Raw genomic sequence first — 25,236 nt, 5'->3', positions numbered from 1 at the left:
TCGGGCCGCCGTTCATTGCGCGGCGGCCCGCCTTCCTTCTTATTTGAAGACCGCGCCAGGATTGTCCAGGCTGTCGGAGCCTTCAAGCTCGATCTTGCCAAGGTCGAGCGCCGTGATGACGCGCTCGATCGTCTTCGTCTGGTCGATCAGGCTGTCGATGGCGGTCTGGACGACCTTGTTGCCCTCCGCATTGCCTTCGCCGATCATCTGGTCGTAGGCTTCGCCGCCTTCCGCACGGTCCACCAGCGCCTTGAAGGCGGTGTGGCTGGCGTCGAGCTTGGCCGTCATCTCCTGGTCGAGCGCGGCGTCCTTCTCGGCGACGAGTTCGTGCAGCGACGGGCCGGTCAGCTTGGAGCCGTCCGGGCGGGTATATTCACCCGTATAGACGGTCTGGATGCCGACGACGTCGTAGTAGTGCGAGTTGTGCGTGTTGTCGGAGAAGCAATCGTGCTCTTCTTCCGGATCGTGCAGCAGGAGGCCGAGCTTCATGCGCTCGCCAGCAAGTTCGCCATAGGAGAGCGAGCCCATGCCGGTCAGCATGGCGGTGATGCCGGCCTTCGGATCGGACGTCACGTTCTTGGTGGCGTCGCCGTCCGGCGACCAGGCCGTGACCATGTCCTGAAGGTCGGAGACGAGCAGCGAGGAGGCGGCCTTCAGGTAGGCGGCGCGGCGGTCGCAATTGCCGTTGGTGCAATTGGCCGTGTCGTAGTCCGTCGCCGGGCGGTTGCCGGCGCCCGGGCCCGTGCCATTGAGGTCCTGGCCCCACAGCAGGAATTCGATGGCGTGGTAGCCGGTCGCCACGTTCGCTTCGACGCCGCCCGCTTCATGCAGTTCCTGCAGCACTTCCGGCGTGATCGTCGTGGCGTCGATTTCCTTGCCGGCGATTTCCAGCTTCGGATTGGCGATGACATTGGCGACGAAGAGCGCGTTCTCGTTGCTTTCCGTGCCGTAGCTCGGGTCGACATAGTCGATCAGGCCCTCGTCGAGCGGCCAGGCGTTCACCTTGCCTTCCCATTCGTCGACGATGGGGTTGCCGAAGCGGTAGGCTTCCGTCTGCTGGTAGGGGATGCGGGACTTGAGCCACGCCTCGCGCGCCGCCTTCAGCGTGTCGTCGCCGGGCTTGGCGATGAAGGCATCGATCGCCGTGTCGAGCGCCTTGGCGGCGTCGAGCGCATCGGAATACTTGGCGTGGGCGATGTCCGTATAGTGCTTGACGATTGCAGCCGGATCGGCGGCCGCATGGGCGGAACCGATGGCAAGGCTGGACGCCGCGGCAGCAAGCGCAAATGCGGCCGCGCGAAGGAAGGAAGTGGTCATGACGTCTCCTGGTGTCCTGTTTGGCGAGTCCCCCCGGCACCGGACGCCGCGGCACGGAGCCGCTGCCCGGATCGCCCGGCAGGTGCCGGGTTCGGGTTTATTCAGGCGTTTCTGTCATGGACCAAATAAAAACTGGTGTCAAAGTGTATAGTTTAGAATGATTTCAACCTGTTGCGCCGCTTTTGACGGAGCGCAAGGGATTCAGCCCCTGCGGCCCATCGCGCAGAAGAAGAAACCGTCCGTGTCGGTGGAGGCGGGCGTCAGCGTCACGGTCTTGCCGTCGCGCGAGCGGGGCTCCGGCTTGTCCGCGCCGAAGAGCGCCTGCCAGGTCTCCATGACGGGCAGAATCTCGAAATCGGGATTGGCCTTGCAGAAGCCGTGGACCTGCTCCTCGTTCTCCTGCGGCAGGATGGAACAGGTGACGTAGAGCAGCCGGCCGCCGGGGCGCACGAAGGCGCTGGCATTGGCAAGGGCTTCCTGCTGCTGGGCGAGGCGTTCCTCGAGGTTCTTCTCGGTGAGGCGCCACTTGGTATCCGGCCGCCGGCGCCAGGTGCCGGTGCCCGTGCAGGGCGCGTCGACCAGAACGCGGTCGAAGCGTGCGGTCATGGGGGAGAGGCTTGCAAGGTCCTCGTGGACCTGGACATTGCGCGTGCCGGCGCGCTTCAGCCGCTCGATGATCGGGGCGAGGCGCTTGCGGTCGGTGTCGTATGCGTGGACCTGGCCCTTGTTGTGCATGGCGGCCGCCATGGCGAGCGTCTTGCCGCCGCCGCCGGCGCAGAAGTCGAGCACCTGCTCGCCCTCCCCGGGCGCGACGAGGTCGGCGACGATCTGCGAGCCCTCGTCCTGCACCTCGAACCAGCCCTTCTGGAAGGCGAGGTCCGCGGTGACGTTGGGAAGGCGCGCCGGGCCTTCGCCGGCCGGAATGCGGATGCCCTGCCTTGCGATGGCGGAGGCGAGCGCGCCGTTGCGCTCCAGCGCCTTCAGCACCTTGTCGCGGCCGGCCTTGAGCGTGTTGGCCCTGAGATCCAGCGTCGGCCGGCCGGCGAGGGCCCTCGCTTCCGCCAGCCAGTCGCCGTCGAAGTTCGCCTCGAAGGAAGGCTGGATCCATTCGGGAATATCGCCCTGCACATGGAGCGGGGCCGTGGCGAGATCGCGGGCGCGGAAGGCGGCAAGCGCGTCCTGGGAAAGCGGCTGCGGGGCGAAGCGGTCGCCCTCGAACTCGGCGGCCAGCGCCTCGGGAGCAAGCCCCCACTGGCGCAGGAGCACGGCATGGCCGAGGGCGGTGGGGCTGTCGTCGTCCATCAGGAAGGCGTGCGACAGCTTCATGCGCAGCGCGTCGTAGACGATATTGCCGATCGCGGCACGGTCGCCGGAGCCGGCGAAGCGATGGGAAAGGCCCCAGTCCTTGAGCGCATCGGCGACGGGGCGCCGCCGCGTCTCGATATCCGTCAGAACCTCGATGGCCCCCGAGAGCCGCCCACCCAATCGCATCCGTCTACTCCGTTTTGCGTCGTGGTAGCGGCGGAATGCGCGAAGGGCAAGCCGGGCGCCGCAGATTCCGCGGAGCGTCAGCCGATGACTTCGTAACAGATCTTGGCGTGGCCCGAGCGGATCATGCCGATATTGGAGGCCGCGGCCTTGGAAAGGTCGAGCACCCGGCCGCGGATGAACGGGCCGCGATCGTTGATGCGGACGACGACGCTCTTGCCGTTGTTCGCGTTGGTGACCTTCACCTTGGTGCCGAAGCGCAGGCTCCGGTGGGCGGCGGTCAGCATGTTCGGGTTCATCCGTTCGCCGGAAGCGGTGCGCGAATGCAGCGCATACCACGAGGCGCGACCGCAGCCGGCGGCTTCAGCTTCGGAGAAAGTAACGAACGTCGAGGAGGCGGCGAGCAGGGAGGCAAGGGCGAGGCTGGAGAGCTTGAGCATCATGTATCGGACGACCTTCCGGGAAAGTTGCGGTTTTCCACTGTGTTGACCGCCCTATGAGGAAGCAAAAGTGGCGAAAACGTGCCTCAACCCGCCACAAGTGCCGGCAAGCAGCCCTTCGATATACAGTCCATCGCCCACGATGGATTTTTAACCTTGGTTAACGGGGCAGGAAAAGCGCTTGCGAATCAGTCGCTAAACTGGATCGACTTGGAAGTTGGAATGTCTGTGCGGCAATCCTGCAAATTTTCGGAAAAAACTTTCAATATTAGCAATTTCTGCGCAGGAATTCGGAGGCGAAAATGGGGCAGATAAATTAAAGGTTGTAGAAAATCGCAAAACGGGCCGCGCGGGCCCGTCCTCCGTCAGCCCCGCCAGTGCCCGGACGAGAGGAGCTCGGCGAGCGACTGGCGGTAATTCGGGAAGCGGAATTCGAAGCCCGCAGCCTTCAGTTTCGCGTTCGAGACGCGCTTGTTCTCCCCGTAGAAAGACCGGGCCATGGGAGAAAGTTCCGCCGTTTCGAAAGGAATGTCCGGCGGGGTCGGCAGGCCCATCAGCCGGGCGGCTTCCGCGACCACGTCCTGCGGCGGGCCGGGCTCGTCGTCGGTGATGTTCCAGACGCCGCCGAGATGCCGCTCGGCAAGGAAAAGGGCAGAGCGGCCGATATCCTCCACGCGGATGCGGTTGAACACCTGGTCCTTCTTGATCAGGCGGCGGGCGGTTCCTTCCTCCATGTTGCGCAGCGCGTTACGGCCCGGCCCGTAGATGCCCGCAAGGCGCAGCACGGCGACGGGAAGGCCGGAGGCCGCGCCATGGGCGAGCCAGCGCTCCTCCGCCTCGACCCGCTCGACGGAGCGGGCGGAGACGGGGTTCAGCGCGGTGTCCTCGTCGACCCAGCCGCCCTTGTGGTCGCCATAGACGCCGACGGTGGAGAGATAGCCGGCCCATTCGAGCTTCGGCATCAATTGCGAAAGCGGGGGAACGCCGGCGCGGAACAGCGGATCGCCGTCGCGGCCGGGCGCGATGGACTGCACGACATGGGTGGCGCGGGCCATGTCGGCGGCAAGGTCACTGGTAATCGTGCCGTCGAAGAGGAGGGGCGTCATGCCGAGGCCGCGCAGGGCTTTTGCCTTCTCCGCCGAGCGCGTCGTGCCGGAGACGGTGAAGCCGGCGGCCAGGAAGGTTTCGCCGATGGCCTTGCCGGAAAAGCCGGCGCCGAGGATCAGGAGGTGCTTCATGGTCTTTCCGCCTTCGCTCTTGCATATTCCGCGCGCACGTCCTCGTCCACGTCGTCCGCCCTTCCTGCCGCAAATTCCGTGAATTCGGAAGCCGTCATCAGGCGGGAAAGCGCCCATGCGGCCATGCCGCGCACCACGGGCGCGGCATCGTCGGCAAGGCGGATGCAGGTTTCGATAAGGTCGCGGTCGCCGGAATTGCCGGCGGCGATCAGCACGTTGCGGATGAAGCGGTCGCGTCCGATGCGCTTGACGGGCGAGCCGGAGAAATGGGCGCGGAAGCCGGGATCGTCGAAGGTGAGGAGATCGGCGATGGCGGGCGCCTTCAGCTCCTCGCGGGCGACGAGCTTCATCTCGGAGGCGGCCGCGGCGAACTTGTTCCAGGGACAGGCGGCGAGGCAATCGTCGCAGCCATAGATGCGGTTGCCGATCCTTTCGCGGATGTCCGGCTCGATCAAGCCCTTGTGCTCGATGGTGAGATAGGAGATGCAGCGCCGCGCATCGAGCTTGTAGGGCGCCGGGAAGGCATCGGTCGGGCAGGCGTCGAGGCAGGCCCGGCAGGAGCCGCAATGGTCGCGCTCCGGCTCGTCGCGCATGAGGTCGGCGGTGGTGAAGAGGCTGCCGAGGAAGAGCCAGGAGCCGTGCGTGCGGCTGACGAGATTGGTGTGCTTGCCCTGCCAGCCGAGCCCGGCCGCCGCGGCAAGCGGCTTTTCCATGACCGGCGCGGTATCGACGAAGACCTTGACGTCGGCCCCGCCGCGCGCGGCAAAGCGCATTGCCACTTCCTTCAGCCGGCCCTTGATGATGTCGTGATAGTCGCGGTTCTGCGCATAGACGGAGATCGCCGCGCGGTCCGGCATGGCGAGCACGGCGCGCGGATCGTGCGCCGGCCCGTAGTTCATGCCGAAGATGACGACGGAGCGCACCTCGCTCCACAGGACACGTGGATCGGCCCGGCGCGCCTCCGTCTCCGCCATCCAGTCCATCGTGCCGTGGTAGCCGGCGGAAAGGAAGTCGGCGAGCCGTGCCGGCGCCTCAGGGATGGAATCGGGGCCGGTAATGCGACAGAGGTCGAAGCCCTTGTCCGCCGCCTCGGCCTTGAGGAAGTCGGTCAGGCGGCGCCGGAGCCTGTCGTCGCCCGACATGGCGTCATCCTCAGAAGTCGAGGTCCGCGTAATGCGAGACCGGGGTGACGCCGCGCACGCGCTCGGCGAGCAGCGGACGGAAGGAGGGGCGGGATTTCAGCCGCTGGTACCAGTCCTTGGCCTGCGGCGCGTCCGTCCAGTTGATCTCGCCCATATAATCGAGGACGGAGACGGCGGCGGCGGCGGCAAGGTCGGCATAGCTGAGCCGGTCGCCGGCAAGATAGGTGCGTGAGCCGGCCAGCCACGAGAGATACTTCATGTGCTGGCGGATATTGGCGCGCGAATTGCGCAGGATCTTGCTGTCTGGCGGCCCGCCGCCCTGGTCGGAGGTCATCTGCAGCTTGAAGATGCGCTCGCGCACCAGGGGCCGTGTGACGTCCTGCTCCATCTTCTGGAGGAACCATTCGGTGAGGCGGCGGATTTCCGCGCGCTGGAACGGGTCCTCGGCAAGCAGCCGCCGGTCGCGCTTGAGGACGCCATGCGTCTCGTCGAGATATTCTGAGATCACGCTCGCGCCACAGAGCGCCCGCATGCTGTCGTCGACATAGACGGGCAGTGTGCCGGCCGGGTTGAGCGCCAGGAAGTCGCGCCGGTTTTCCCAGGGCTGCTCCTCGGCAAGCTCCGTCTGGAAGCCGTATTCCGCGAGAATCAGCCGGATGAAGCGGGAGGCAGAGGACATCGGGTGATGATAGAGTGTGGGCATGGACGCTGCTTTACTGGTCTTGCGGAAGGGGTTGCGCCGGGCCCTTGCGCGCGTGCGGCGCAGATCCGGATCACGGCTGATTTGACGAACCTATAGAAATTTGGTGGTACAAACACAAGCGAATCGGGCTTTTTGCCGTATGCCCGATTTCGTTTCGTGCCTTTCCTTCCTCCCATCCCAAGGAACATCCATGGCAGACCAGTCCATCGTCAGCGCCCTCGTTCTCGGCCTAATCGAGGGCTTGACCGAATTCATCCCCGTCTCCTCCACCGCCCATATCCTGCTCGCCGGGCATTTCCTCGGCTTCAAGTCGCCCGGCAACACCTTCGCGGTGCTGATCCAGCTCGGCGCGATCCTGGCGATCCTGTCGGTCTACAGCGCCAAGCTGCTGCGCATCGCCCTGGCGCTGCCGTCGAGCCCGGAGGCGCGCCGCTTCGTCATCAGCATCCTCGTCGCCTTCCTTCCGGCCGCGGTTATCGGCGCGCTGGCGCACGATTTCATCAAGACGGTGCTTTTCGAGACGCCGATGCTGATCTGCGTCGTGCTGATCGTCGGCGGCGTCATCCTCTATGCGATCGACCGCATGCCGCTGACGCCGCGCTATACGGATGCGATGAAGTACCCGCCGTCTCTCGCCTTCAAGATCGGCCTCTGCCAGTGCCTCGCCATGATCCCCGGCACCTCGCGCTCGGGCGCGACGATCGCGGGCGCCCTGCTGATGGGAACGGACAAGCGCTCGGCGGCGGAATTCTCGTTCTTCCTCGCCATGCCGACCATGGTCGGCGCCTTCGCGCTCGATCTCTACAAGAACCGGGACGCGCTGTCGTCCGACGACCTGCTTCTCATCGGCGTCGGCTTTGCCGCCGCCTTCGTCGCGGGCCTCTTCGTCGTGCGCTCGCTGCTCGACTTCGTCTCGCGGCGCGGCTTCACGCTGTTCGCGATCTGGCGGATCGTCGTCGGCGTGCTGGGCCTTGCGGCGCTGCTGATCTGGGGCTGAAGGGCCGGCTTCGGCCGGCCCGACGGGCTGGCCGGGGCTTACTTGACCGAAGCGGTCGTGCAGGGATCGACGCCATAGGCCGGCGAGCAGCCGTGCTTGCTGGCGGAGACCGTCGTGGGCGCGGCAAAGGACCCGGCCACGATGATCAGAGCCGAAAATCCGAAGAAGATTGCAATTGCCTTGCCCATTTGCGCCGGAAGCCTCTTGAAGTGCTGAAATGCGCCGTGTCCGTCTCTTTTGCATGACGCGGCGGGGGCGGTGTTTATTCGCAGGTCCCGTTACAATCAATATCGCGACATGCTGAATCGGGCGTAAATGCCGCAACGCTTTTTCGAACCGCTGCATAAGTGCAACAGAAGGCCCGAAGCGCTTTGGAAAAAAACGGACCGGCCGCCGCGGAAAGCCTCCCGCGGCGGCCGGTTCTGCATTCCTGAAAGGGCCGATCAGGCCGTGCGGTCGATCTTGGTGAATTGGCCCTGCGGGCGGTAGCGCACGAGATAGCTCGGCAGGATCGCCTCTGCGAGGATCGGCTCGATGCCGAGGCCTTCCAGCGTGCGGCCTTCCTTGCGGGCAGCCTCGGAAACCACGTTGTCGGCGCGCAGCAGCTTGACCTGGTCGGCGGTGAGCGGCGGCTTGACGAAGGGGATCAGCGAGGTGATGGAGCCGATCAGCGAGGCGATGCCGAAGGGCAGCGCGACGAGCGGGCGCTTGCGGTCGACGATGCGCAGCATCGTTTCGAGACACTGGCGGAAGGTCAGCACTTCCGGGCCGCCGAGCTCATAGACGCGGCCGCGCCCGATCGTGCCGTCCACCGAGCGGGCGACCGCTTCGGCGACGTCATTGACATAGACCGGCTGGAACTTCGTGTGCCCGCCGCCGATGAGCGGCAGGGCCGGCGCGAAGCGCGACATCTCGGCGAACTTGTTGAAGAAGCCGTCTTCCGGGCCGAAGACGATGGACGGGCGCAGGATCACGGCGTCCGGCACCGTGCGCATGACCGCCGCCTCGCCGCGCGCCTTGGTGCGCGCATAGGTCGACGGGGAGTTTTCGTCCGCGCCGATGGCGGAGATGTGGGTGAGCTTCGCGCCGGCGGTACGGGCGGCCTCGGCCACCGCGCGGGCGCCGAAATCCTGAACGGCGTCGAAGGTGTTGCGGCCGGTCTCGAAGAGCACGCCGACGCAGTTGACGACATGGTCGGAGCCTTCGACCGCGCGATCGACCGACTGGCGGTAGCGCAGGTTCGCCTGGACGAAGGAGATCTGGCCGACGCCACCGATCGGCTGCAGGAAGCCGGCGAGGTCCGGGCGGCGCACGGCGACGCGGATGCGGTAGCCACGGCGCGCCAGCGCGCGCACCACATGACGCCCGACGAAGCCCGAGCCGCCGAAGACGGTGACGAGCGGCGGAAGGTTGGACAAGGTCATGAGGCTGCTCCTGGAGACTAGGATAGGTAGGTAGGGCCTACATAGCCCAAACAACCGGCAAGGTGAAGCGCGGCGAAGCGTCTCGCGTGCCGGTTTTGCAAGGGCTTGCGGTCAGGGGGTCAGAGGCCCTCGACGACCACCATTTCCGCATCCGCCACTTCCTGGCGGATCGCGGCGGCGATCTGGTATTCCGGCGAGTTGTAACAGTCGACGGCGGCCTGGAGCGAGGGGAACTCGATGATCACGTTGCGGGCGCGCACACGGCCCTCAAGCTGCGCGAAGGCGCCGCCGCGGGCAATGAAGTTCGCGCCGTACTTCTCGAAGGCCGGCTTGGCGGCGGCCACATAGTCCTTGTAGCGCTCGGGATCGCGCACATCGACCTGTGCAATCCAGTAACCCTTGGGCATCTCTGTCTCCCTCTCGTTATGCGGTAAGCGCGCCGTCCATCTCGGCGAGGATCGCCTTTGTGGCGGCAAGCGGATCGGCGGCCTTGACGATGGGGCGGGCGACGACGAGGTGGCTGGAGCCGGCCTTCAGCGCATCGGCAGGCGTCATCACGCGCTTCTGGTCGCCGAGCTCGGCCCCGGCGGGGCGGATGCCGGGGGTGACGATCGCCATGTCGGAACCGACGACCTTGCGCACGGCGCTCGCCTCCTCGGCCGAGCAGACCACGCCGCCCATGCCGGCGATGCGCGCCTGTTCGGCGCGGCGCAGCACCAGCGTGTGCGGATCGTATTCATAGCCGGCATCGATGACGTCCTTGGCGTCCATGGAGGTCAGCACCGTGACGCCGAGCAGGCAGAGGTCCGAGCCTTTCGCGGCGGAAACGGCGGCGGCCATCGCCTTCGGATAGGCGTGCAGCGTCAGCATGGACATGCCCATCTTCACGATGTTCTCGACGCCCTTGGCCACCGTGTTGTCGATGTCGAGCAGCTTCATGTCGAGGAAGACCTTCTTGCCGTCCTTGGCGAGGTCGCGGGCGAATTCCAGTCCGCCGGCAAAGACGAGCTGGTAGCCGATCTTGTAGAAGAGGGCGGTGCTGCCGAGCGTCCGGACCACCTTTTCCGCCTCCGCGATGGTCGGTACATCGAGGCCAACGATCAGGCGGTCGCGCGCGGACATGGTCACATCCCTTTCCAAGATTCCATTGCCGTCCAGTCGCATGTGACGCTTCGGTCCGCAAGACGGAAAGCGAAAAGATTGCCGCCGCCCGCCGGCTGGTCGCCGTCGCGGCGGATGGGCGTGCCCCTGAGGTGGCATTTCAGAAGCGTGCCGACACCGCCATGGCCGACGAAGGCGATGGGGACGGCCGGGTCATGGGTTTCGAGTACCCGCTCGACGGCCGTGACGATGCGCGCCTGTGCATCCACCGCCCGTTCCCAGCCGCGAAAGCTCTGCAGCGGATGGGCGAAGAATTCATCCGCTGCCGCCTCGAAGGCATCGGGCGGCAGGAAGCCGGTGGCGGAGCGGTTGTTCTCGCCCATGGCATGGTCCGTCTCGACGGGCACGCGGCCGGCGGAGAGGATGTCCGCCGTCTCGATGGCCTTGCGCTCGGTGCTTGCGACGAAGCGGCCGATCCGTGCGGCCCAGTCGGATGCTGCGGCCAGCGCGGCGCGCGCTCGGCCGCGCCCGGAAAGGCCCCAGCCGGGCACCGGCACGGCTGGGTCGATCAGCACCTCGGGATGGGTGATGTAGAGCGCGAACATTCCCGCCGCTCAGTGCGTGCGGCGGTAGGTCCAGAGCTGCGCCGGCGGGATGTTGCGCACGACGAAGTCGAGATGGGTGATCTGGTAGCGATCCGGCATGGCGACGACGGGGGAGAGCGGGCCATAGGAGATCTGTACCACCGGCCGGCCGGCGGGGATGCGGGCGAGCAGGTCCTCGATCAGCGCGACGCGCCGGTGCATGGGGAAGTTCAGCAGCGGCACGGCGGAGATGACGCTGTCGAAGGTAGCATCGCGCAGGTCGCCGAGCGTCCTGTCGAGATCGAAGGCGTCGCCGTTGATGAAGTTGACGCCGTGGAAGCGCTCGACGAGGTGATTGTAGAAATCCGTCGAGAACTCCACCGAGGTCAGCTTGTCCGGCGTGATGCCGGCCTGCAGGATCGCCTTGGTGATGACGCCGGTGCCGGGACCGAGCTCGAGGACGGGCAGGCCGGAGGCCGGATTGACGACGCTCGCCATGCGGCGCGCGGTAACGGAGGATGTCGGGATGATGGCGCCGACCGCCTTGGTGTTGCTCACCCAGCCCTTGAAGAAGCGGATCTCGTCGTCGAATTTCCTGCCGAGCCGTTCCTTCACCTTCACGCGCAACGTCATGCCGTCTCCCCCTTCATGGTAACATTTCCGAGGCCGGCGGCAGGTTTCATCCCGTCCGCATGGTTCGGCCCCGCCGACTATGTGACGCGGTTTGCGTCAAAAACAAGTCTGATTGCGCCGCCGCCGGCAAGTTTCTCGAAGACGGCGGCCTTGCCTTTTGCAAAAAAGAACCCGCCGGCGACCGGCGGGTTCCTCGAACGGTTTCCCGATGCCGCGGCGGCCGGACTATACGCGCATCGGCATCAGCACATAGAGCGCGTCGTCGCCGGCAAGGTCGCGCACCAGCGTCGGCGAGCCCGGATCGGCCAGCATGAAGACGGCTTCCGAGCCGGAAAGCTGCGCCGTGATGTCGAGCAGGTATTTCGCGTTGAAGCCGATCTCCAGCGGGTCGTTCTCGTAGCCGACCGCCAGCTCTTCCGTCGCGCTGCCCGAATCCGGGTTGTTGACCGTCAGCGTCAGCTGGCCCTCGGTCAGCGCCAGCTTAACGGCGCGGCCGCGCTCGGAGGAGATGGTGGAAACGCGGTCGACGGCCTGGGCGAAGGACTGGCAGTCGATCTTCAGTTCCTTGTCGTTGTTGGTCGGGATCACGCGCTGGTAATCCGGGAAGGTGCCGTCGATCAGCTTGGAGGTCAGCACGATGGAGCCGATGGTGAAGCGGATCTTGGCGTCCGACACTTCCACGGTGACGATGAGGTCCGGATTGTCGACCAGCTTCTGGAGTTCGCCGACCGTCTTGCGCGGGATGATGATGCCCGGCATGCCCTCGGAGCCCGACGGGGCGTCCACGTCGGCGCGGGCAAGGCGATGGCCGTCGGTCGCGACGGCGCGCAGCTTGAGGTCGCCCTTGCTCTCGATCGTGTGGATGAAGATGCCGTTGAGGTAGTAGCGGGTCTCTTCCGTCGAGATCGCGAACTGGGTGCGATCGATCAGCATCTTGAGATCCGCCGCCTTGAGGCGGAACGTGTGCGAGAAGCTGCCGGCGGTGAGGTCCGGGAAATCGGACTGCGGCAGGCATTGCAGCGAGAATTTCGAGCGGCCCGAGGCGACCGTCATCGACGCGCCGTCGGCGCTCGTCGCCAGAAGCACTTCCGAACCGTCGGAGAGCTTGCGCACGATGTCGTAGAGGAGATGGGCCGGAACGGTCGTTGCGCCAGCCTGCTCGACCTGCGCGGGCGTCGCCTCGGTGATTTCGAGGTCGAGGTCGGTCGCCTTCATGTCGAGGCTGGCGCCGTCGGCCCGCAGCAGCACGTTCGAGAGGATCGGGATCGTGTTGCGCCGTTCGACCACGCGATGGACGTGGTTCAGCGACTTCAGAAGATTGGACCGCTCGAGAGTAATGCGCATGGAACTGTACCGCTTTCGACCGCTAGCCCGCCGGAACCCGGCGCGGCATTGCCTTGAAGGTCCGGCAGGTGCCGGAAGATGTGGACGGGCAAAATGGCAGAAGTTCCGGCAGGATTGCAAGTGCTAACGGCGCGCGATGCACGATAGTCGACAGCCGGACCTTGCGGGGCCATCCGCCCTCGCCCATAAGGAGGGAAAAGTGCGGCCATCCACGGCCGGAAAGGGACGGACGATGCGGGACGAGGGTGCGACAGGCGGGGCAGGCGACGGCGCGAAGAGCTTCCGCCTCCACAATGCCGTCATCCCCGCCCGGCCGCTGGAGCCGGCGCTCTATCTCGTCGCCACCCCCATCGGCAATCTCTCCGACATCACGCTGCGGGCGCTCGAAACGCTGGCCGGCGCCGACGTGCTCGCCTGCGAGGATACCCGCGTCACCCGCGTCCTGCTCGACCGCTACGGCATCGTGGGCCGGCCCTATGCCTATCACGAGCACAATGCGGACGAGGCAGGTCCCCGTCTCATCGCCGCGCTGGAAGCCGGAAAGTCCGTCGCCCTCGTCTCCGATGCGGGCACGCCGCTCGTCTCCGATCCCGGCTATCGCCTCGCGCTTCTCGCCATCGCCGCCGGCCACCGCGTCGTGCCGATCCCCGGCGCCTCTGCCCCGCTCGCAGCCCTCGTCGGCTCGGGCCTGCCGAACGACGCCTTTTTCTTCGCCGGCTTCCTGCCGTCCAAGGACAAGGCGCGCCGCGACCGCCTCGCGGAACTGGCGACTGTTCCGGCAACGCTTCTCTTCTTCGAATCGCCGCACCGCATCGCCGCGACGGTCGCCGCCGCCGCCGACGTGTTGGGCGAGGCGCGCGCGGCCTGCGTCTGCCGGGAGCTGACGAAAACCTTCGAGGAATTCCGCCGCGGCACGCTCGGCGAGCTTGCCGCCCACTATGGCGACGGCGCTTCCGTGAAGGGCGAGATCGTCTTCGTCATCGGCCCGCCGGGCGAGGCGCCCGCGCCGGAGGCGGAGGATGTCGACCGGCTGCTGACGATGCTCGCGAAGGACATGTCGACCGGCAAGGCGGCGACCGAGGCGGCGCGCCAGACCGGCCTGCCGCGCAAGGACCTTTACCAGCGCCTCCTCGACCTGAAGGACGCCGATGGGAAATAGGACGGCGGACCCGAACAGGCTGAAAGCCTTCCGCCGGGGGCACGTCTCCGAATATCTCGCCGCGCTCTATCTCCTCGCCAAGGGCTACCGCATCCGCGCCATCCGCTACCGCACGAAGCTGGGCGAGATCGACATCGTCGCCCGGCGCGGCGATCTCGTGATCTGCGTCGAGGTGAAGGCGCGCCGGGATGTCGGCAGCGCCGTCTTCGCCGTCACCGGAACGGCGCAGCAGCGCATCCGCGCGGCAAGCGGCATCTGGCTCTCCCGCCAGCCGGACGCCCACCGCCTCTCCTTACGATATGATATCGTTGCGGTCCTGCCCTGGCGGCTTCCGAAACACCTGCCGGATGCATTTTGATTGAAAGGAAAATGTAACGAAACTGACATGAAAGCGTAACGCGTCTGTCATCGGGCGCCCTTAGTGCACCCCTCACACCAATCCGGTGAAGAGGAGCAACCCATGTTCAAGCCGCTTTCCCTCGCAGGTTTCGCACTCGCAATTTCCGCCACGACGTCGATGGCCGCCACCAACATCACCTGGTGGCATGGCATGGCCGGCCGCAATGGCGAGGTCATCAACGAAGTCGCCCAGAAGTTCAACGCTTCCCAGTCGGCCTGCGCCATCACGCCGGTCTCCAAGGGCACCTACGAGGAAGCGCTCGCTTCCGGCATCGCCGCCTTCCGCTCGGGCGAGCAGCCGAACATCCTGCAGGTCTTCGACGCCGGCGCGGCGACGATCATCAACGCTCCGGGCGCCGTCATCCCGGCCGAGGACCTGATCACGCAGGCCGGCTATAAATTCGACCGCGAGGCCTTCATCGAGGGCGTGCGCTATTTCTACGCCGCCCCGGATGGCAAGTTCGTCGGCATGCCGTTCAATTCCTCGGCGCCGATCATGTATGTGAACACCGAGGCTCTCGAAAAGACCGGCGTCGAGGCGCCGAAGACCTGGGAAGAGTTCGAGGCGATCGCCCCGAAGCTGAAGGAAGCCGGCTACCTGCCGCTCGTCCAGTCGCAGCTCACCTGGCAGTTCACGGAAAACTTCTTCTCGCGCCACAACATCCAGTTCGCGACCAACAACAATGGCTACGACTCGGTCGCCGACACCAGGATCAACATGACGGACCCGAACCTCGTCATGATGTTCACGAAGCTGAAGGCCTGGGCCGACGAGGGCTATTTCGGCTATTACGGCGCCGGCTGGAACGACAACCAGAAGCTCTTCGAAGACGGCAAGGCCGCCTTCTGGATCGGCTCCTCGGGTTCGTTCGGCGGCCTCCAGAAGACCGCGCAGAAGCCGTTCACCGCGACCTTCCTGCCCTACTGGCAGAGCGTGAAGGGCGCCGGCACCAATACCTTCATCGGCGGCGCGGCGCTCTTCGCCATGTCCGGCAAGCCGGCCGCCGCGAACAAGTGCACGGCCGACTTCTTCCAGTTCCTGACCTCGCCGGAAATCCAGAAGTTCTACCACGAGGCCACCGGCTACGTCGCCATCACCAAGGCGGCCTACGAGCTGGCCAAGTCCGAAGGCTATTATGAGAAGGCCCCGGTCGCTGAAGTCGGCATCCAGCAGCTCATGCTGCCGTCCGGCGAATGGTCGAAGGGTTATCGCCTCGGCTTCTACCCGCAGATCCGCGAGATCATGGAACGCGAATACGGCCGCATCTTCGCCGGCGAGACCTCCGTCGAGGACGCCCTGAAGACCATCGAGACGGAAGCGAACGACCTGCTCGCCCGCTTTGCCAAGACCGCCGGTTGATAGGGTCTGCGTCTGGCAGGCCCCTCATCCGGCCTGCCGGCCACCTTCTCCCCGCAGGCGGGGAGAAGGTGATTTGCCGCACCGTCGCTTCCCCTCTCCCCGCTTGGCTAGGGAGAGGGTCGGGGTGAGGGGCGACCGCCCGCTTCTCCCGCTCTTTCGAAGGCTACGCCATGAAGCGCGTCCAGTTCTCGTCGCCCTATCTGCCCTATCTCTTCCTCGCGCCGCAGATGGCGATCATCTTCGTCTTCTTCTACTGGCCGTCCGTGCAGGCGATCCAGTCGTCCTTCTACCTTGAAGACCCTTTCGGCTTCGGCGCCACCTTCGTCGGCCTTTCCAACTATTCGGATGCGCTCGGCTCCGTGCAGTACCGGTCGATCGCCCGCTTCACCGTCGTCTTCACGGCGCTGGTGACGTTCCTGTCGCTAGGGATCGGCATGCTGCTCGCCGTCAAGGCGGATGCGGTGCTGAAGGGCAGCTCCGCTTACAAGACGCTGCTGATCTGGGTCTATGCCATCGCCCCGCCGGTCGCCGGTCTCATGGGCATGATGTTCTTCGACCAGCATATCGGCCCGCTGGTGAAGTTCGCGGCCCTCTTCGGCTGGGACATGAAGGTCGGGCTCAACTACACCGACACGGCCTTCGCGATGATCGTCGTCTCGGTCTGGAAGCAGATCCCCTACAATTTCATCTTCATCCTGTCGGGCCTGCAGGGCATCCCCGTGTCCGTGCGGGAAGCAGCCACCATCGACTGCCGTTCCGGTTTCCGCCGCTTCTGGACGATGACGCTGCCGCTGCTCGCGCCCACCGCCTTCTTCCTGCTCATCATCAACATGACCTACGCGCTCTTCGACACGTTCGGCGTCATCGACGTGATGGTGAAGGACAAGGCCGCCAACAACCCGATCACGCTGGTCTACAAGGTCTACATGGACGGTTTCCGCGGCAACGACCTCGGCGGCTCCTCGGCCCAGTCCGTCATCCTGATGATCGTTGTCTTCGTGCTCACCGTCTTCCAGTTCCGCTTCATCGAGCGGCGCGTGCACTATAATTGAGAGGGCGCCCGCGATGAACCGTATCCGCCTTTTCGATCATCTCGTCCTCATGCTCGGCGTCTTCGTCATGGTGGCGCCCGTCGTGGTCGCCTTCATGACCTCCACCCACGATGCCGCCGACATCCACCGCAACGGCCTGTCGCTCACCTGGGGCGGCAACTTCACCGAGACTTACAATACCGTACTGACGCGAAAGGGCGGCTTTACCGGCGAGATCACCGGCGCGCGCATGATCTGGAATTCGCTGATCCTCGGTGTCGGTTTCGCGGCCGGAAAGATCGTGCTTTCCATGCTCGCCGCCTATGCCATCGTCTATTTCCGCTTCAGGCTCGGCACGCTGTTCTTCTGGATGATCTTCACCACGCTGCTGCTGCCGCTCGAAGTGCGTATCCTCCCCTCCTACGAGGTGATGAACAAGCTCTCGCTCACCAACACCTATACCGGCCTCATCGTGCCGCTGCTGGCCTCGGCCACCGGCACCTTCTTCTTCCGCCAGTTCTTCAAGTCCGTGCCGGAGGAACTGCTGGAGGCCGCGCGCATCGACGGGGCGGGGCCGTTCAAGTTCTTCGTCGACGTGCTGGTGCCGCTGTCGCGCACCATGATCGCGGCCATCTTCATCATCATGTTCGTCTATGGCTGGAACCAGTATCTCTGGCCGACGCTGATGACCACGGACGAGCGCTTCTTCACGCTGGTGCGCGGCATCAAGCAGATCCTGCTCGTTTGGGTCGGCTCCAACATTCCCGATTACAACGAAGCCTTTGCGCTGGCGATCCTCGCCATGCTGCCGCCGGTGATGATCGTGCTGATCTTCCAGCGGTGGTTCATCAAGGGTCTCACCGAAAGCGACAAGTAAGGAGTTCCGTCCATGGCATCCATCGGCATCAAGGACGTATCCAAGATCTACAATGGCGGCGTGACTGCGGTCAGCTCCGTCAGCATCGACATCGCCGACGGCGAGTTCATCGTGCTGGTCGGCCCGTCGGGCTGCGGAAAGTCGACGCTCCTGCGCATGGTCGCGGGGCTGGAGACGATCAGCGAGGGCGAGGTCACCATCGGCGGCCGCGTGGTCAACGACGTCGACCCGGCCGACCGCGACATCGCCATGGTCTTCCAGAACTACGCGCTCTACCCGCATATGACGGTCTACGAAAACCTCGCCTACGGCCTGAAAAACCGCCGCACGCCAAAAAGTGAGATCGACGCCCGCGTGGCGGAAGCGGCCCGCATGCTGGAGCTCCAGCCCTATCTGGAGCGCAAGCCCCGCGCGCTTTCCGGCGGCCAGCGCCAGCGCGTCGCCATGGGCCGCGCCATCGTGCGCAAGCCCTCCGCCTTCCTCTTCGACGAGCCGTTGTCGAACCTCGACGCCAAACTGCGCGTCTCCATGCGCGGCGAGATCAAGCGCCTGCAGCGCCGTGTCGGCACCACCTCGATCTATGTCACCCACGACCAGCTCGAGGCCATGACGCTCGCCGACCGCCTCGTCGTGCTCTCCGGCGGCCGGATCGAGCAGATCGGCGCGCCGCTCGATGTCTATCATCGCCCGGCCACCACTTTCGTCGCCAGCTTCATCGGCTCGCCGGCCATGAACCTCGTCGGTGGCGAGCTGCACGGCAGCAGGCTGGCGCTCGGCCCCGCCCTCCTCGATCTCGGCGCGACGGTGCCGGCGCAGGGCGCGCTCACCGTCGGCCTGCGCGCCGAGGACCTGCGGCTTCACGCGGGATCGGACGGTGCCATGCCCTTCCGCATCGACTATGTCGAGGAACTCGGCTCCCAGCGCCTCGTGCACGGCCTCGTCGGCGACCAGCCGATGGTCGCCGCCGTCTCGTCGGAGATCCCGCTGCCCGAGACCGCCTCGCTCTCCATCGCGCCTTCCCGCCTGCATTTCTTCGACACGGCGAGCGGTCACCGCATCGACTGGGCGGGCGCGGAACGGAGCCCGGCCGCAAGCGTTGCCGGTCTGGAGGTCGCCGCATCATGATCCGCGCCACCACGGACCGGCTTGCCGCCCCAAGCGCGGAAGACCGCGCCGCCATCGCCAGCCTTGAGAGAACCATTGCCGCGCACGACGCCCGCATGGCGGAACTGCCCGCCATGAACGCGGTGGAAACGGGCGGCCACGCCGAGCGCGCCGGAACGCTGCCGTTCCCCTTCACCGTCGCCGCCTGGAACCTTGAGCGCTGTCTTTTTCCGCTGCAAAGCGCCGAGCATCTCGGCGCGGCCGGCGCCGAAATCGTGCTTCTCTCCGAAATGGACGACGGCATGGCCCGCACGCGCCAGTCCCACACCACGGCCGAGGTCGCCGGGGAGCTGGGCATGGCCTATCTCTACGGCGTCGAATTCATCGAGCTCGGCCTCGGCTCCGACACCGAGCGCGAATTCTGCAAGGACCGCTTCAACCGCCGTGGTCTGCATGGCAATGCGCTCCTCTCCGCCGTGCGCCTGCGCGAGCCCTTCCTCCTGCGGCTGGAAGGCGAGCGCCTCTGGTTCACCGGCGAGGTCGACCAGCCGCGCCTCGGCGAACGCATGGCCATCGGCGGCATGGTCGATACGGAATCCGGCCCGCTCGTCCTCGTCTCCACCCATCTCGAAAGCGCCGCCACCGCCGCCTATCGCGAGCGTCAGGTGGTCGGGCTCATCGACGCGCTCGACGCCGCCTTCCCCGGTCGCCCGGTCCTCATCGGCGGCGATCTCAACACCGGCAACCATGCGGGCGGCGATTTCGAGTCGGAGGGACTTTTCGCCCGCGCCGCCGAGCGCGGCTTCACCCGTCATGGCGGCCCGCTCGATGTCATGACCACGCGCCCGAGCCTCATCACCCGCTGGCCCGAGCGGGCGATGAAGCTCGACTGGTTCCTCTCGCGCGGCCTTGCCGTCTCCGGGGTGGAGATCGTCTCCTCGCTCTCGCCGACGGGCAAGCCGCTCTCCGACCACGACATGATCACCTGCCGCATCGACGGCTTTGCCTGAGCCCGTTGCCATGGCGCCCGGTGCATCCTAAATGTGTGGGACATCCTCAGGGGACTTTTCATGGCAAAGATCAAGAACGTCGCGGTCCAGATGGACCACGTGTCGACCATCAACATCGCGGGCGATTCCACCTTCGCCATGAGCATCGAGGCGCAGAACCGTGGCTACAGGCTCTTCCACTATACGCCGGATCGCCTAAGCCTTCGCGACGGCAAGGTCCATGCCACGGTCGAGCCGATGGAGCTGCGCGACGTCAAGGGCGACCACTACACGCTCGGCGAAGCCGAGCGCGTCGATCTTTCCACGATGGACGTGGTGCTGCTGCGCCAGGACCCGCCCTTCGACATGTCCTACATCACCTCCACGCACCTCCTGGAGCGCATCCACCCCAGGACCCTCGTCGTCAACGATCCGGCCTGGGTGCGCAACTCGCCGGAGAAGATCTTCGTCACCGAATTCGCCGACCTGATGCCGGCGACCCTCATCACCCGCGATCCCGTCGAAATCCGCCGCTTCCGCGACGAGATGGGCGACATGATCCTGAAGCCGCTCTATGGCAATGGCGGCGCCGGCGTCTTCCATTCCACCAAGGACGACCGCAACCTCTCCTCGCTCCTCGAAATGTTCGGCCAGATGTTCCGCGAGCCCTTCATCGCGCAGCAATACCTGCCGGACGTGCGCAAGGGCGACAAGCGCATCATCCTCATCGACGGCGAGCCGGTCGGCGCGATCAACCGCGTGCCCGCCGAGCACGACGCCCGCTCCAACATGCATGTCGGCGGCCGCGCCGAAGCGACGGAGCTGACGGCGCGCGAGAAGGAAATCTGCGCCCGCATCGGCCCCGCCTTGCGTGAACGCGGCTTCCTCCTCGTCGGCATCGACGTCATCGGCGACTACATGACCGAGATCAACGTGACCTCGCCCACCGGCATCCGCGAGGTGAAAAAATTCGGCGGCGCGGACATCGCCTCGCTGCTCTGGGACGCCATCGAGAAGAAGCGCTGAGCCGCCACGGCAGGGCGCGCCGGGACCGTCCGTTCGCGAACGGTCCCGGCTTCGTTCCGCAAATGCAACCGCCCACAACCGATGGGCGGAAAATTCCCGCTTCGGTTCTATAATTGTTCTTGTTTCATTCCATCTTTCATGCCAGATTTGCGGCTGCAACCCAGAGGCGGTTGCGGGAGCGGTTTTCGGCAAAAAGGTGTTGCGGCGTCGCTAGCGCATGAGCGGCGCGCGGCGCTGCACGGCGGGCGGGGGCAGGCATGGTGGCGCGGGTCGGTACGATTGCGTTTCAGGGCATCGAGGGCGTTCCGGTGGACGTCCAGGTCATGGTCGCGCCCGGCAAGGTGGGCATGCAGATCGTCGGCCTGCCGGACAAGGCGGTCGCCGAAAGCCGCGAGCGGGTCCATGCCGCGCTGCACGCATCGGGACTTTCCCTTCCGCCGAAGCGCGTCACCGTCAATCTCGCCCCGGCCGATCTTCCGAAGGAAGGCAGCCATTACGACCTCGCCATTGCGCTCGGCCTCATGATGGCGCTCGGCGCCGTGCCTGGCGATGCGCTGGAGGATTACATCGTCATCGGCGAGCTGAACCTCGACGGCACGATCGCCTCCGTCACCGGCGCGCTTCCCGCGGCGATGGGCGCCAATGCGCTCGGCAAGGGCCTCATCTGCCCGGCGGAGAACGGGGCGGAAGCCGCCTGGGCCGGCGGCGGGCTCGACATCCTTGCGCCGCGCAGCCTCATCGCGCTCGCCAATCATTTCAAGGGCACGCAGGTTCTCGCGCGGCCGGCGCCGGCGATCCGCGCCCCCGCCGCCGGCCTGCCGGACCTTGCCGATATCCGCGGCCAGGAAAGCGCCAAGCGCGCGCTGGAAGTGGCCGCCGCCGGCAACCACAATCTCCTGATGGTCGGCCCGCCCGGCTCGGGCAAGTCGATGCTCGCCGCGCGCCTTGCCGCCATCCTGCCGCCGCTCTCGCCGGCGGAGCTGCTCGAAGTCTCGATGATCCATTCCATCGCCGGCCAGCTTTCCGGCGGCCGGCTGTCGGATCGCCGGCCCTTTCGCACGCCGCATCATTCGGCCACCATGGCCGCCCTCGTCGGCGGCGGGCCGCGGGCAAGGCCCGGCGAGGTCTCGCTCGCCCATAACGGCGTCCTCTTCCTCGACGAACTGCCGGAATTCTCCCCGCAGGCGCTGGATGCATTGCGCCAGCCGCTCGAAACGGGCGAATGCATCATCGCCCGCGCCAATCACCGCGTCAGCTATCCGGCGGCCGTGCAGCTCGTCGCGGCGATGAATCCCTGCCGCTGCGGCATGGCGGGCGAACCTGGCCGCACCTGCGCCCGCGGCCCGCGCTGCGTGAGCGACTACCAGGCCCGCGTTTCCGGCCCGCTGCTCGACCGTATCGACATCCGCATCGACGTGCCGGCCGTATCGACGACGGACCTCATCCGCCCCATGGCTGCCGAGACCAGCGAAACCGTCGCCGCAAGGGTCGCAAGGGCCCGCGCCCTGCAGATCGACCGCTTCGCCCGCCTCGGTATGGCCGGGGTGACGAGCAATGCCCGCGCCTCGACGGCGCTTGTCGAAAAGATGGCCGAGCCCGATGCCGGCGGCCTCCAACTCCTGCGCGATGCGGCGGAGAAGATGCGCTTTTCCGCCCGCGGCTACCACCGCGTCCTCAAGGTCGCGCGCACGCTGGCCGATCTCGACGAAGCCTCTATTGTCGGCCGCATCCATCTGGCGGAAGCGATTTCCTACCGCATGGCTGGCGAGCGGCTGACTGCGTTGGCGTGAGCGCCGGCAGCAGAAGGATTGCGTGCGGAAATGTGAAAGCGGTGCCGGCTTTAAGCCGAAGGCGGCCGCGTTTCCGAAATCGGCCCGGCCTCAGGCCAGTCCCTTGAAAACGGCTTCGAGCCGATGCCCGTCCGGGTCGATGACGAAGGCGGCATAATAGGTCGGGCCGTAGGGACGGCGCAGTCCCGGCGGGCCGTTGTCGGTTCCGCCGGCCGCGAGCGCGGCCTTGTGGAAGGCGTCGACCGCCGGCCGGTCCGGCGCGGCGAAGGCAATGTGGAAGCCGGGGCCGGGCGCGCGGGCGGCATCGCCCAGATGCTTGAGCGCAAGCTTGTCGCCGCCGCTCGCCGGCCCGTAGCCGATGGCCTGGTCCGGTTCGCCGGGCCTCATGTCGGACCAGACGCGGCAATAGCCGAGCGGCGCAAGGGCCGCGTCGTAGAAGGTGGCCGCGCGTTCGATGTCGGAGACGCCGAGGGAGAGGTGGTGGAGCATATCCGGTGCTGCAGCCGCAGGGTTCGGGAAAGGCCCGCCGCGCGGGTGTCGCGCGGCGGGCCCTCGCGATTCAGCCGCCGAGGCCTTCGAAGAGCGCGGTCGAAAGGTAACGCTCGGCGAAGGAGGGGATGATGACGACGATGGTCTTGCCGGCATTTTCCGGCCGGCTGCCCACCTTGGCCGCCGCCGCCAGCGCGGCGCCGGAGGAAATGCCGACCGGCACGCCCTCGAGCCGTGCGACGAGGCGCGCATTCTCGAAGGCCTCGTCATTGGTGACGGTCACCACCTCGTCGTAGATCGCCGTGTCGAGCACTGCCGGCGCGAAGCCCGCACCGATGCCCTGGATCTTGTGGGGGCCGGGATTGCCGCCGGAAAGCACCGGGCTGTCGGCCGGCTCCACGGCGATGACCTTGAAGCCCGGCTTGCGCGCCTTCAGCACCTGCCCCGCGCCGGTGATGGTGCCGCCCGTGCCGATGCCGGAAACGAGGATGTCGACCGCGCCGTCGGTGTCGTTCCAGATTTCCTCCGCCGTCGTCCTGCGGTGGATTTCCGGATTGGCCGGGTTCTCGAACTGCTGGGGGATGACGGCGCCCGGAATGGTGCTTGCCAGTTCCTCCGCCATGGCGATGGCGCCCTTCATGCCCTTCGGGCCTTCCGTCAGCACCAGCTCGGCGCCAAGCAGGGCCAGCATCTTGCGCCGCTCGACCGACATGGTCTCCGGCATGGTGAGGATCAGGCGGTAGCCCTTGGCGGCGGCGGCGAAGGCGAGCGCGATGCCGGTATTGCCCGATGTCGGTTCCACCAGCGTCGACGTGCCGGGCGTGATCTTGCCCGCCGCTTCCAGCGCCTCGATCATCGCCACGCCGATGCGGTCCTTGACGGAGGCGATGGGGTTGAAGAATTCGAGCTTGGCGAGAAGGGTGGCGACGACGCCCTTTTCCTTCGCGAACTTGTCGAGCCGCACGATCGGCGTATCGCCGATCGTCTCGGTGATGGAGGCATAGATACGGCCACGGCCGGGCTTGCGGGTTTCGGTCATCGGGTGCTCCTCTGTTCTCTTTGCCGGAGAATGTAGGAGGGAACGCGGCCTTAGACGAGTCCGGATTTCGCTGCAGGCGGGCGAAAGCGGAATATTCCTTCGCCATTTGCGTGCGGCCTCAGAATTCCGCCATCGGCGAAAGGGCAAAGGCCCCCTCCGGCCGCAGGGCTTTCGCCATACGGAGCATCAGGACCATCTCGTCCGTGTCGGCAAGGGCCTCGCCCTGCCATTCCAGCCTGTCGGGCGGGAAATGGACGACGACCTGCGCCGCAGCGGCCTGCACACTGGCAAGGATATCCGCAAGGCGGGGAATGCGCGTGCCGGCGACGTCCAGCAGATCGAAAGCCCCGTCCCCGGCCATCCGCCACGCGACGACGGCGTCCTCGCCGATCAGGTCGAGCCTGACATCCGGCATCAGGGCGGCGTTGAAGAGGAACATCCCGGTCTGCCGCACCGGCGCGAAGCGATCCGAAACGGGCTGGCGGCTGTCGAGCAGCCGGCGCAGCAGCGCGATATCCGCCGCGCTTCCAAGGTCCAGCCGCCGCACCGGGCCCGCCCTCCCGCCGCCGGGCGCCGCACCGGCGAAGCGGTGCTGCGCCAGCGGCTCGAAACCGTAGCGGCCGTAGAGCGCCGGCGTATCGGTCAGGAGAGCGACGGCCGCAAATCCTTCCGAATCGCAATGGGCAAGCGCCGCCTCCATGACGTCGCGGTAAAGGCCCATGCCGCGATGGCCCGGCCGCACCGCGCCGGATTGCAGGCCGGCCGCGCGCAGGGAAACGCCATCGATGACGAGCGGCAGCGAGAAGGCGCTGATATTGGCGACGCAGGCACCATCCGCATCGAACCACGAGAAGGGAATGCCGGTCGGGTCCGATCTGCCGAGCCGGTCCATGATCGTCACGTCGATCCCGAAGACGTCCTGCAGCAGGCCTGCAAGGGCGCGCGATGCCGCGGGATCGCCGAAATAGCCGTAGCGGAAGGAAAGGTCCTTGCGGACGGGCATCGCCTCAGCGGACGCCGGTCGAGCCGAAGCCGCCCGCGCCGCGCGTGGTCTCACTCGCTTCCGTCGCCTCGCGCACCGCGACCTGCGTCACGGGGGCGATCACCATCTGGGCGATGCGCATGCCGCGCTCGATGACGAAGGCCTCCTCGCCGAGATTGGCGAGCAGCACCTTCACCTCGCCGCGATAGTCGCTGTCGACGGTGCCGGGCGTGTTGAGGCAGGTGATGCCGTGCTTGAAGGCAAGGCCGGAGCGCGGCCGGATCTGGCCCTCGTAGCCATGCGGGATCTCGAAGACGAAGCCGGTCGGCACCAGCGCGCGTTTTCCGGGCTCCAGCGTGAGCGGCGCATCCGCTGCTACGGCGGCGCGAAGGTCCATGCCGGCGGCGCCTGAAGTCTCGTAGGCGGGTAGCTCTATGCCGTCGCCATGGGGCAGGCGGACGAGGGAAAGCATGGGGTGGGAGGGGGCGTGCGCGTTCATGCGCCCATAAGCCGGCGCCGGGCGCGCCTCGTCAATTGCGCTTTTTCGGCGGAGCCTGTAAAGACCCCGGCAACTCACAGG

At 66.4% G+C, this 25,236-nt stretch carries 27 protein-coding genes; 10 read left to right on the top strand and 17 right to left on the bottom strand.

The window, feature by feature from the left end; genetic code table 11:
• Positions 1-39 precede the first annotated feature (39 nt).
• From ACZ1A1_RS17970 to ACZ1A1_RS17945, 6 genes are all read right to left on the bottom strand, one after another.
• Positions 40-1,317, bottom strand: a complete 1,278-nt coding sequence (locus tag ACZ1A1_RS17970; RefSeq protein WP_463620979.1) for an imelysin family protein — start codon at positions 1,315-1,317, stop codon at positions 40-42.
• 201 nt (positions 1,318-1,518) lie between these two features.
• Positions 1,519-2,808 carry an RsmB/NOP family class I SAM-dependent RNA methyltransferase gene (locus tag ACZ1A1_RS17965; protein WP_463620978.1) on the bottom strand — a complete coding sequence of 430 codons (1,290 nt, stop codon included), beginning with the start codon at positions 2,806-2,808 and terminating at the stop codon, positions 1,519-1,521.
• A 77-nt stretch (positions 2,809-2,885) separates the two neighbouring features.
• A complete protein-coding gene (locus tag ACZ1A1_RS17960; RefSeq protein WP_313195626.1) occupies positions 2,886-3,245 on the bottom strand; it encodes a septal ring lytic transglycosylase RlpA family protein in 360 nt (119 codons plus the stop codon).
• Positions 3,246-3,610: 365 nt separating this feature from the next.
• Positions 3,611-4,483 carry an SDR family oxidoreductase gene (locus ACZ1A1_RS17955; RefSeq protein WP_463620977.1) on the bottom strand — a complete coding sequence of 291 codons (873 nt, stop codon included), beginning with the start codon at positions 4,481-4,483 and terminating at the stop codon, positions 3,611-3,613.
• Positions 4,480-5,625, bottom strand: coding sequence for a tRNA epoxyqueuosine(34) reductase QueG (gene queG / locus ACZ1A1_RS17950; protein ID WP_463620976.1), 1,146 nt, complete (start codon positions 5,623-5,625; stop codon positions 4,480-4,482). The genes ACZ1A1_RS17955 and queG overlap by 4 nt, the downstream gene beginning before the upstream one ends.
• Positions 5,626-5,635: 10 nt before the next feature.
• On the bottom strand, positions 5,636-6,328 hold the full coding sequence (locus ACZ1A1_RS17945) for a glutathione S-transferase family protein (RefSeq protein WP_313195544.1): 693 nt from the start codon (positions 6,326-6,328) through the stop codon (positions 5,636-5,638).
• A gap of 190 nt (positions 6,329-6,518) precedes the next feature.
• On the opposite strand from ACZ1A1_RS17945, the gene ACZ1A1_RS17940 reads away from it, so the two are divergent.
• Complete coding sequence (locus tag ACZ1A1_RS17940; RefSeq protein WP_313195545.1) at positions 6,519-7,325, top strand: undecaprenyl-diphosphate phosphatase; 807 nt, start codon at positions 6,519-6,521, stop codon at positions 7,323-7,325.
• Between the two features lie 38 nt (positions 7,326-7,363).
• Here ACZ1A1_RS17940 and ACZ1A1_RS17935 read toward each other — a convergent pair whose 3' ends face one another.
• The 7 genes from ACZ1A1_RS17935 to dnaN all read right to left on the bottom strand — a co-directional run bounded on the left by ACZ1A1_RS17935 (position 7,364) and on the right by dnaN (position 12,411).
• Positions 7,364-7,513, bottom strand: coding sequence for a hypothetical protein (locus tag ACZ1A1_RS17935; RefSeq protein WP_162911418.1), 150 nt, complete (start codon positions 7,511-7,513; stop codon positions 7,364-7,366).
• A gap of 255 nt (positions 7,514-7,768) precedes the next feature.
• Complete coding sequence (locus tag ACZ1A1_RS17930; RefSeq protein ID WP_463620975.1) at positions 7,769-8,749, bottom strand: complex I NDUFA9 subunit family protein; 981 nt, start codon at positions 8,747-8,749, stop codon at positions 7,769-7,771.
• Between the two features lie 119 nt (positions 8,750-8,868).
• Positions 8,869-9,156 (bottom strand): DUF1330 domain-containing protein, encoded by a 288-nt coding sequence (locus ACZ1A1_RS17925; protein ID WP_119257371.1) that lies wholly within the window; start codon positions 9,154-9,156, stop codon positions 8,869-8,871.
• Positions 9,157-9,172: 16 nt separating this feature from the next.
• Positions 9,173-9,871, bottom strand: coding sequence for an orotidine-5'-phosphate decarboxylase (gene pyrF / locus ACZ1A1_RS17920; protein WP_162911419.1), 699 nt, complete (start codon positions 9,869-9,871; stop codon positions 9,173-9,175).
• Positions 9,872-9,873: 2 nt separating this feature from the next.
• On the bottom strand, positions 9,874-10,455 hold the full coding sequence (locus ACZ1A1_RS17915) for a histidine phosphatase family protein (RefSeq protein WP_463620974.1): 582 nt from the start codon (positions 10,453-10,455) through the stop codon (positions 9,874-9,876).
• A 9-nt stretch (positions 10,456-10,464) separates the two neighbouring features.
• On the bottom strand, positions 10,465-11,067 hold the full coding sequence (gene pmtA / locus ACZ1A1_RS17910) for a phospholipid N-methyltransferase PmtA (RefSeq protein ID WP_313195550.1): 603 nt from the start codon (positions 11,065-11,067) through the stop codon (positions 10,465-10,467).
• A 225-nt stretch (positions 11,068-11,292) separates the two neighbouring features.
• Positions 11,293-12,411 (bottom strand): DNA polymerase III subunit beta, encoded by a 1,119-nt coding sequence (gene dnaN, locus ACZ1A1_RS17905; RefSeq protein WP_463620973.1) that lies wholly within the window; start codon positions 12,409-12,411, stop codon positions 11,293-11,295.
• A 232-nt stretch (positions 12,412-12,643) separates the two neighbouring features.
• On the opposite strand from dnaN, the gene rsmI reads away from it, so the two are divergent.
• The 9 genes from rsmI (at position 12,644) to ACZ1A1_RS17860 (ending at position 22,146) form a co-directional block, all read left to right on the top strand.
• Positions 12,644-13,570, top strand: coding sequence for a 16S rRNA (cytidine(1402)-2'-O)-methyltransferase (gene rsmI, locus ACZ1A1_RS17900; RefSeq protein WP_463621128.1), 927 nt, complete (start codon positions 12,644-12,646; stop codon positions 13,568-13,570).
• Entirely contained in the window at positions 13,560-13,928 is a 369-nt protein-coding gene (locus tag ACZ1A1_RS17895; RefSeq protein WP_313195553.1) for a YraN family protein, read from the top strand. Before rsmI ends, ACZ1A1_RS17895 begins: the two co-directional genes overlap by 11 nt.
• Before the next feature lie 102 nt (positions 13,929-14,030).
• A complete protein-coding gene (locus ACZ1A1_RS17890; protein ID WP_463620972.1) occupies positions 14,031-15,329 on the top strand; it encodes an extracellular solute-binding protein in 1,299 nt (432 codons plus the stop codon).
• Between the two features lie 170 nt (positions 15,330-15,499).
• Positions 15,500-16,381, top strand: a complete 882-nt coding sequence (locus ACZ1A1_RS17885) for an ABC transporter permease subunit (protein ID WP_463620971.1) — start codon at positions 15,500-15,502, stop codon at positions 16,379-16,381.
• Between the two features lie 13 nt (positions 16,382-16,394).
• Entirely contained in the window at positions 16,395-17,237 is an 843-nt protein-coding gene (gene ugpE / locus ACZ1A1_RS17880) for a sn-glycerol-3-phosphate ABC transporter permease UgpE (protein WP_415215189.1), read from the top strand.
• A gap of 12 nt (positions 17,238-17,249) precedes the next feature.
• Positions 17,250-18,362, top strand: a complete 1,113-nt coding sequence (locus ACZ1A1_RS17875; protein WP_463620970.1) for a sn-glycerol-3-phosphate import ATP-binding protein UgpC — start codon at positions 17,250-17,252, stop codon at positions 18,360-18,362.
• On the top strand, positions 18,359-19,351 hold the full coding sequence (locus tag ACZ1A1_RS17870; RefSeq protein ID WP_463620969.1) for an endonuclease/exonuclease/phosphatase family protein: 993 nt from the start codon (positions 18,359-18,361) through the stop codon (positions 19,349-19,351). The genes ACZ1A1_RS17875 and ACZ1A1_RS17870 overlap by 4 nt, the downstream gene beginning before the upstream one ends.
• A 60-nt stretch (positions 19,352-19,411) precedes the next feature.
• Positions 19,412-20,356, top strand: coding sequence for a glutathione synthase (gshB, locus tag ACZ1A1_RS17865; protein WP_463620968.1), 945 nt, complete (start codon positions 19,412-19,414; stop codon positions 20,354-20,356).
• 257 nt (positions 20,357-20,613) lie between these two features.
• Positions 20,614-22,146: a YifB family Mg chelatase-like AAA ATPase gene (locus tag ACZ1A1_RS17860; protein ID WP_463620967.1), complete on the top strand. Its 1,533-nt coding sequence runs from the start codon at positions 20,614-20,616 to the stop codon at positions 22,144-22,146.
• Positions 22,147-22,236: 90 nt separating this feature from the next.
• Here ACZ1A1_RS17860 and ACZ1A1_RS17855 read toward each other — a convergent pair whose 3' ends face one another.
• From ACZ1A1_RS17855 to dut, 4 genes are all read right to left on the bottom strand, one after another.
• Positions 22,237-22,635: a VOC family protein gene (locus ACZ1A1_RS17855; RefSeq protein ID WP_463620966.1), complete on the bottom strand. Its 399-nt coding sequence runs from the start codon at positions 22,633-22,635 to the stop codon at positions 22,237-22,239.
• A 70-nt stretch (positions 22,636-22,705) separates the two neighbouring features.
• Positions 22,706-23,674, bottom strand: a complete 969-nt coding sequence (gene cysK, locus ACZ1A1_RS17850) for a cysteine synthase A (protein ID WP_313195562.1) — start codon at positions 23,672-23,674, stop codon at positions 22,706-22,708.
• 118 nt (positions 23,675-23,792) lie between these two features.
• Entirely contained in the window at positions 23,793-24,677 is an 885-nt protein-coding gene (locus ACZ1A1_RS17845; RefSeq protein ID WP_463620965.1) for a GNAT family N-acetyltransferase, read from the bottom strand.
• 4 nt (positions 24,678-24,681) lie between these two features.
• Positions 24,682-25,155, bottom strand: coding sequence for a dUTP diphosphatase (gene dut / locus ACZ1A1_RS17840; RefSeq protein ID WP_463620964.1), 474 nt, complete (start codon positions 25,153-25,155; stop codon positions 24,682-24,684).
• Positions 25,156-25,236 lie beyond the last annotated feature (81 nt).

This window comes from Shinella sp. R2-11 (genome assembly GCF_055330205.1).
The sequence above is the reverse complement of the archived record's forward strand: the minus strand, read 5'-3'. Positions and strand labels throughout refer to the sequence as shown.